Below are 6,384 nucleotides of genomic sequence, written 5' to 3'. Positions count from 1 at the left end.
TTGTGAGCCCTGGTCAGTATTGAAAATTTCCGGGGTGCCGTAGCGCATCAGCGCATCCCGGAGCGCCTCGATACAGAACTCCGCATCCATCGTGTTCGACAGACGCCAGGACAGGACCTTGCGCGTGAACCAGTCCATGATCGCCACGAGATAGAGAAATCCCCGTTTCATGGGGATATACGTGATGTCGGAACACCAGACCTGGTTGGGCCGGTCGATTACCAGATCCCGCAGCAGATACGGATATTTCCGATGCTCCGGATGGGGCATACTCGTGCGTGGCTTCTGGTAGATCGCCCGCAGACCCATAATCGCCATGAGCCGCCGGCCCCGCTTGCGACCGACTTCATGTCCCAGGCGGCGCAGATGCCATGTCATCTGCCGCGAGCCATAATACGGCGTTTCCAGGAACTGGGCGTCGATCAGCCGCACCACCGATAGCCGAGGCCGCTTTAGGTCGATCATCTGCCGCCTCTGATCACGCCCAACCGAGCAGAGGCATCGCGTAAAAAATCCCGTTCCACGAGAAGCTCGCCTATCTTCGCGTGTAGTTTCTCCACATCAGCAGGGCTGACCGGGGGCTCAGACACCGCCTTCCCCGAAAAGGTTGCCGCCATGCCCTCGACTGCCTGGCGCTTCCACTGGGCAATCATCGTCTGATGCACACCATGTTTCAAAGCCAGTTCCGCCAGCGTCAGCTCCCCGCGGATCGCCTCCAGCGCAACCCGTGATTTGAACTCCGCCCCATACCTCTTGCGCGTAATCTTGCCCATAAAACCCGTCCTCTCTCAGGTCGGATTATAGACCCAATGACCGTCATTTGCCTCGCCTTCCGAGGTCAGGAGGAGCGTAAGCTCACTTTGTCACGAGAGGAGAATGACAATGTCGACGATAAAATTCATCGGTCTGGATGTCCACAAAGAGACGATTGCCGTGGCTGTTGCAGACGATGGGCGATCGGGAGAAATCCGGTTCCACGGGACAATTCTCAACACGCCCGAGGCCATACGACGTCTGGTGTCGCGCCTGGCTACGCCTGATGCGACACTCCACTTTTACTATGAGGCAGGTGGCTGCGGGTACGGCATCCATCGCCAGTTGCTGGGCATGGGTATGGACTGCAGTGTCATCGCCCCATCTGTAATACCGCGCAAGCCAGCCGACAGGGTGAAGACGGACAGGAGAGACGCCGAAATGTTGGCGCGACTGTTGCGATCGGGTGAGTTGACGGCAATCTGGATCCCGGATCCGGCACACGAGGCTATGCGAGACCTCGTGCGCAGTCGGCGCCAGGTCAGACAGGATCTTGTTGCCAGCCGACAGATGCTTCTGGGGTTTCTGTTGCGCCATGGGCGTAAATTCACCGGTCGTACGAACTGGACAAAAGCGCACTGGAGATGGCTGGGAAGTCAGGCATTTGAAATACCACATCAGCAATTTATTTTGGGTGAAAGCATCCGACGCATTGAAGAAGCTCAGCAGCGTTGCGATCGACTGGACACCATGCTCATGGAGGCGTTACCGCGCTGGTCACTCGCGCCAGTAGTAAAGGCATTGCAGGCGTTGCGCGGTGTCGGCCCCATTGTGGCCATAACGCTTGCTGCAGAAATCGGGGACCTCAGCCGTTTTGAAACACCCAAACAACTCATGGGCTGGCTTGGTCTCGTGCCATCAGAGGCTTCCAGTGGCACCCGTACCCGTCGCGGCGCCATCACAAAAACCGGAAACCGAGAAACACGCGCAATGCTGGTTGAGGCAGCCTGGTCATACCGCCTGCCGGCACGCGAGGAGCGCCGTTATCGGGCGCGTGTCGAGGACTTGCCAGAGGAAATCAGGGCAATTGCATGGAAGGCGCAAGTTCGCTTGTGCCAGCGCTACCGAACTTTAGCGGCATCCGGTAAAGCCTTGCCGAAAGTGATCACGGCGATCGCGCGCGAGCTGGTCGGCTTCATCTGGGATATCGGTCGCCGCGTGCAACCAACCTGACACGGCTTCCTTCGCCCGGTCATCGGACCTGACGGGCGTGCCGCGAAGACCAGGCAAGATGGGTAATCCTCGTTGTAAGCTGGGGCAGGTTTCGACCGACGCCCGTCTATAGAGAGAGGAAGGCCCACGACGGAAATGGGAAATGCGGTAGCCAACCCGCGGATGAGAGCATGATCAATCGTCGTCGATCGGCTCGCGGCACACCCGTCAGGTCCACTATCAGTTTTTGGTCACACCAGACACCAGTCATGGTGTAGGCTTCTTGCAACTGCACTCCCCTAATGACGGTCATGAGAGCTTAGACACCTGTCCAAAAAATGGGGGCCACCTCTATCCGGCGACTGGCAAGCTGCATATAATAATCTAAGCACTTGGTCAGGTGGGGGAGCCGCAGCCGATGATCGACGGCAGGCAGATGGAGCTCAAATGAAAAATGATGTTGAGGGCGGTCAAATACCAAGTCCATCCTCTCCATGCCAATAGCTGAGGGAGGTTTGAGATGACCCTCACCAAGGTGGCAAATAAGTTGATAAATAAGCATGTGGTTGCAACTTTCCTGTTCGGTGCGTCTTCATTCGTGCTTGCAGATGCCGCTCCTAAGTGTTCGATCTATAATCCGGGGCCCTGTGCCTCGGAAACTGATCTTCCTATGGAGCAGGTTCGAGCTTTTATACGAAGAACTGTCAATCATGCGTCGCTTCATTCCGGAAAGCGGCCTGTTCATAACCCCACACTCGATACGATGGCCGGTTCCGTTTTGGGCCGTCCGGCTGGAATGAGGGACGTTGCAGGTGCCCGAGTGCTATATGGTGTGCACGCGGAGAGTGGTGACTTTCATGGGGCTATAGCGCTTTCGCTAAATGGCAAAGGAGTGTCGGCAATTGCTTTCAGAAGGCCGGTCAATCCTTGCGAGTGGGAAAAACACTGTTCACCTGGCTGGCCTCCTGCGTATCAAATCAGCATCTATATAAAGAGATCTCTCATTGACGGGGATCTCCAGAAAGAGCTGCTATCATGGGCTCACTCTGGCACTGTGGATCCGTCAAATCCTGCGCATAACGGCCCTAATGGCGCGACTTTAGACCTTTCCATCCCGAAGAAAGCGACTGTTTTTACGTCGATATTCTCTTTTTGATTTGGAGGAATCGAAGAACTGTTGATTGGCGGCGGCTGGCCCCTGATTTCAGGGTTGTGGCGTACCGATTGAGGGTTTCCGGGATGACTTTCGCTCTGCGTTTTGAGCAGAGAGAGGGTTTCATGCTCTGGATTGCTACGCGGCGGCGTTAATCCTCTCCAGGAGGAGAAAGCGGCGCATGTTGTAGACGATATTGGCGAGCCCGATCCTCATGGTGGCCCGCGTTAAGCTTACAGTTCGGACGAACAGTCCCGTCTGTGATTTCTGATCAGCAAAGACATGCTCGACACGCGATCGGATCACTGATTTCCCTGCATTGGACCGCTGAATATGGCGGGGCATAGGTTTGAGATGCGGCTTCTTCCTGTGAACTTTCGAGACAAAGCCCTGCTTTTCCATGAAGTCTTCATTGGCTTTGGAGCGATACGCCGTGTCAGCCCAGACGCTTGAGGCCGTGTTGGTTTTATCCAGCAGCCCCTCTCTCAATCGTGCACCATCACTGGCGGCGGCGTCCGTCGTCTTCCATTTCCGGATGAACCGGAACTTCCGGTCGATAGAAATGTGCGATTTATAGCCAAAGAACGGGATGGCGAGATCCGTTGCGGGGATTGTTCCGTCATCCTGCCGTTTTGCCTTCGTGAACTTCAGTGTCCAGCGCGCATGACGATCCTTGTGCGACAGCTTTGCGGGTTTGTCCTGCCAGTCTTCAGGAATACGTCCTGCCCGAAGATCGGCTTTTTCTGCATTGGTGTTCCGCTGCTTTGGAGCCGCCACCAGTGTGGCATCCAGGATCTGGCCGGACATCGGCAGATAACCAGCGCTGCGCAGGGTTGTATCAAAGCGATTGAACAGACCCTCGATCGCTCCCGCCTGGGTCAGACGCTCCCTGAATAGCCAGATGGCTTTGGCATCAGGCACACGCTCCGACAGCCCCAGGCCTAAAAAGCGCATGAAGGAGAGACGGTCATTGATCAGGTATTCCGTCCGTTCATCGGACAGATTGTTCAGCGTCTGGATCACCAGGATTTTGAACATCAGCACCGGATCAAACGGCGGACGACCGCCTTTACCGCCGTCTGCATAGGCCAGCGCTGTATCCAGATCAGGAGGAAATGCTTCGAAATTCACAGTCCGGGAAAAGGCTTCGAGCTGATCACCAAGCCCGCTTAAACGAGAAAGGCGCTCTTCAACATCAAAGAAACCCGGCTGTTTCATGTCGCCACTCCTCCAATAAAAACCGGAAAAATGGAATCACAAAGGGAGCCTCAAAACCAGATGGTTTTTCGAACCCTCCACGTCGCTAGAGTCAGGATATCGTTTGCCAGACCAGAGACATGCCATGCGCTTTACCAAGCCCCATACTTTCGCCTGGAGGCGCGCCTTCGTATGGTGCGCCTGAGACTTCGGCCGCGTGGCGGCCCCTCTCGCATCGAGCGGAGCGACAGCGCGCACGCAGCCTGGAAGAGCCTTCAGGCCGAACTCAAAGGCGCGAAAGGCGAAGACAGGATCCGAACCCTCCTGAACGATCTGGGACGGCCAAGCCTCCATGACGTTCGTCTTCCCAAGGCCTCTGGTGATGGCACAACCCAGATCGACCATCTCGTCCTTTTGCCCCGTGCCCTCATGGTCATCGAGACCAAGTACTATGCAGGCCATCTGAGCGGGCATCCGAATGACGAATACTGGCGCCAACGTCTAGGGAAAGAGGAGGATGGCCGCCTGATCTACAGCCCTCTTCGCCAGAATGCAGGCCATTGCGCAGCCGTCCGCGCTGTGACGTCACAGGCCTGTCTGGATGTGGAGATCCTGAGTCGCGTGGTCCTGACAGGACGCGCCAGTGTCACGGCCGCCCTTCAGGCCAGTGTCAGAACCCCGGACGCTCTCGCCGACGAACTGCGACACAACTGCGGAGAGACGTCAGGACTGATGATGGGCTTGTGGCAGAGGATCGTGCGCGTCGCCCATCACACAAAGGAATAGGCGCGCAGCGCCTTATTCCACGGCAATACCGATGGCGGCCGCTGTATACCGGGTTGTTGGCAGGACACGAACAACGGCCTCGCCCCCGACATCCGAGAGATACAGAAGCCCGTCTTTCGAGCAGCCCAAAGGGCGCCCATCAGGATCAAGCACCAGACGCAGGCTGGTGATCGGGCTGACTTCATAAACGTGATGCTCGTCCCAGGAGACGAACGCATGAATCCGCCCTTTTTCGACCACCGTATGCAGCGTTCCCGGGAGAATCCCTCGGGCTTTCTGCTTCAGACGCTCTGACATGAACTGACCAACAGCCTCTTTCTGCTGCTCGGTCAGGCTCTCATATGTGCAGGGGGCGGGATAGATCGGTTCACCAGTCACGCGGCCAGTCCTTCCTTGCTGAGATGGATAAGGAACGCGCCAGAGGGGCCTCCCTTATCGGGACAGGTCAGTGTTTTGCGGACGCCTGGCGTTGCTCGTCAATAAAGTCCGTGACGTCTTTCAGGACGCCATCCGGAATTTCCTCACCGTCATCAAGATCGACCTCCAGGCCACCCGCAGGGGCCTCTGTATTTCCTGCGGACAGACCCAGGCAGAGATCCGGATCTTCAGGATCGTAATCGACCCGCACAGCCCATCCATCCGACAAAAAGACGAAATCGCTAAGCAGGCCGTCATCCTCTAGATCGTCGTCATCCTCAGCCTCATCGGCGTCTGACGGCAGATCGGAGGCCTTGCAGGCACCCGCATACAGGCCAGGAAAGGCCGTGTTCAGTGCATCCACAACCTGCTGGGTCTGCGGACGAAAAGGCCCGGTCTTTGAGACCGGCATGACATCACACATCAGTTCAGCTTCCAGCAGGTGGAGGTCACATGCTGACTGAAGGTCAGACGCGTATTGCCATTGTGATCACCGATCAGCTCGCACCGCACCCATTTTGACGGGGAGGTCCGATCCACGAATTTCTCAAGGGTCAGGATATTACCTTCTTCGCCAGCCGACGTGCGAAGGACGTAGCCGGCATCGAGCAGTGTCTGAAGACTTTCGGGAATGGCGGCAAAAGACGTGGACACAGAGGCCGCGTGGCCTTTGGATGTCGGTGTCGGAGGCGCAAACCCCATGCTCCCAAGCGCGGGATCGAGGGCCATGGCTGGCGAAAGGGCAGCGGCCGTGAGGCCGGCTGCCAGGGCGAGAGAAGAAAATAGGCGGGTCACGGTCTGTCCTTGCGGTTCATTGGATCTGAAAAGATCGCTTTACCCCGCAAAGGTAAAGACCGCTTCTGCGA

At 56.9% G+C, this 6,384-nt stretch carries 7 protein-coding genes and 1 pseudogene; 3 read left to right on the top strand and 5 right to left on the bottom strand.

All coding sequences use genetic code 11. The annotated features are described in order from the left end of the window. Nucleotides 1–773 (bottom strand): annotated as a pseudogene (locus GKO01_RS14365) (IS3 family transposase); the annotation flags it as partial. Between the two features lie 109 nt (nucleotides 774–882). On the opposite strand from GKO01_RS14365, the gene GKO01_RS14360 reads away from it, so the two are divergent. Next, nucleotides 883–1,986: an IS110 family RNA-guided transposase gene (locus tag GKO01_RS14360; protein WP_373319140.1), complete on the top strand. Its 1,104-nt coding sequence runs from the start codon at nucleotides 883–885 to the stop codon at nucleotides 1,984–1,986. A gap of 499 nt (nucleotides 1,987–2,485) precedes the next feature. Beyond that, nucleotides 2,486–3,121, top strand: coding sequence for a hypothetical protein (locus tag GKO01_RS15840; RefSeq protein ID WP_145994789.1), 636 nt, complete (start codon nucleotides 2,486–2,488; stop codon nucleotides 3,119–3,121). 135 nt (nucleotides 3,122–3,256) lie between these two features. Here GKO01_RS15840 and GKO01_RS14350 read toward each other — a convergent pair whose 3' ends face one another. Next, nucleotides 3,257–4,336, bottom strand: a complete 1,080-nt coding sequence (locus tag GKO01_RS14350) for an IS5 family transposase (protein ID WP_099287614.1) — start codon at nucleotides 4,334–4,336, stop codon at nucleotides 3,257–3,259. Between the two features lie 171 nt (nucleotides 4,337–4,507). On the opposite strand from GKO01_RS14350, the gene GKO01_RS14345 reads away from it, so the two are divergent. Continuing rightward, on the top strand, nucleotides 4,508–5,101 hold the full coding sequence (locus tag GKO01_RS14345) for a nuclease-related domain-containing protein (RefSeq protein ID WP_099287613.1): 594 nt from the start codon (nucleotides 4,508–4,510) through the stop codon (nucleotides 5,099–5,101). Nucleotides 5,102–5,113: 12 nt separating this feature from the next. Here the strand turns inward: GKO01_RS14345 and GKO01_RS14340 are convergent, their stop codons facing one another. From GKO01_RS14340 to GKO01_RS14330, 3 genes are all read right to left on the bottom strand, one after another. Further along, complete coding sequence (locus GKO01_RS14340; protein ID WP_099287612.1) at nucleotides 5,114–5,479, bottom strand: hypothetical protein; 366 nt, start codon at nucleotides 5,477–5,479, stop codon at nucleotides 5,114–5,116. A gap of 67 nt (nucleotides 5,480–5,546) precedes the next feature. Beyond that, nucleotides 5,547–5,942, bottom strand: a complete 396-nt coding sequence (locus GKO01_RS14335) for a hypothetical protein (protein WP_099287611.1) — start codon at nucleotides 5,940–5,942, stop codon at nucleotides 5,547–5,549. Beyond that, nucleotides 5,942–6,313: an ABC transporter substrate-binding protein gene (locus tag GKO01_RS14330; RefSeq protein WP_099287610.1), complete on the bottom strand. Its 372-nt coding sequence runs from the start codon at nucleotides 6,311–6,313 to the stop codon at nucleotides 5,942–5,944. The genes GKO01_RS14335 and GKO01_RS14330 overlap by 1 nt, the downstream gene beginning before the upstream one ends. Between the last annotated feature and the right edge of the window lie 71 nt (nucleotides 6,314–6,384).

The organism is Gluconobacter kondonii (assembly GCF_002723995.1).
Classification (GTDB): domain Bacteria; phylum Pseudomonadota; class Alphaproteobacteria; order Acetobacterales; family Acetobacteraceae; genus Gluconobacter; species Gluconobacter kondonii.
This window is presented reverse-complemented; position numbering and strand designations above follow the sequence as displayed.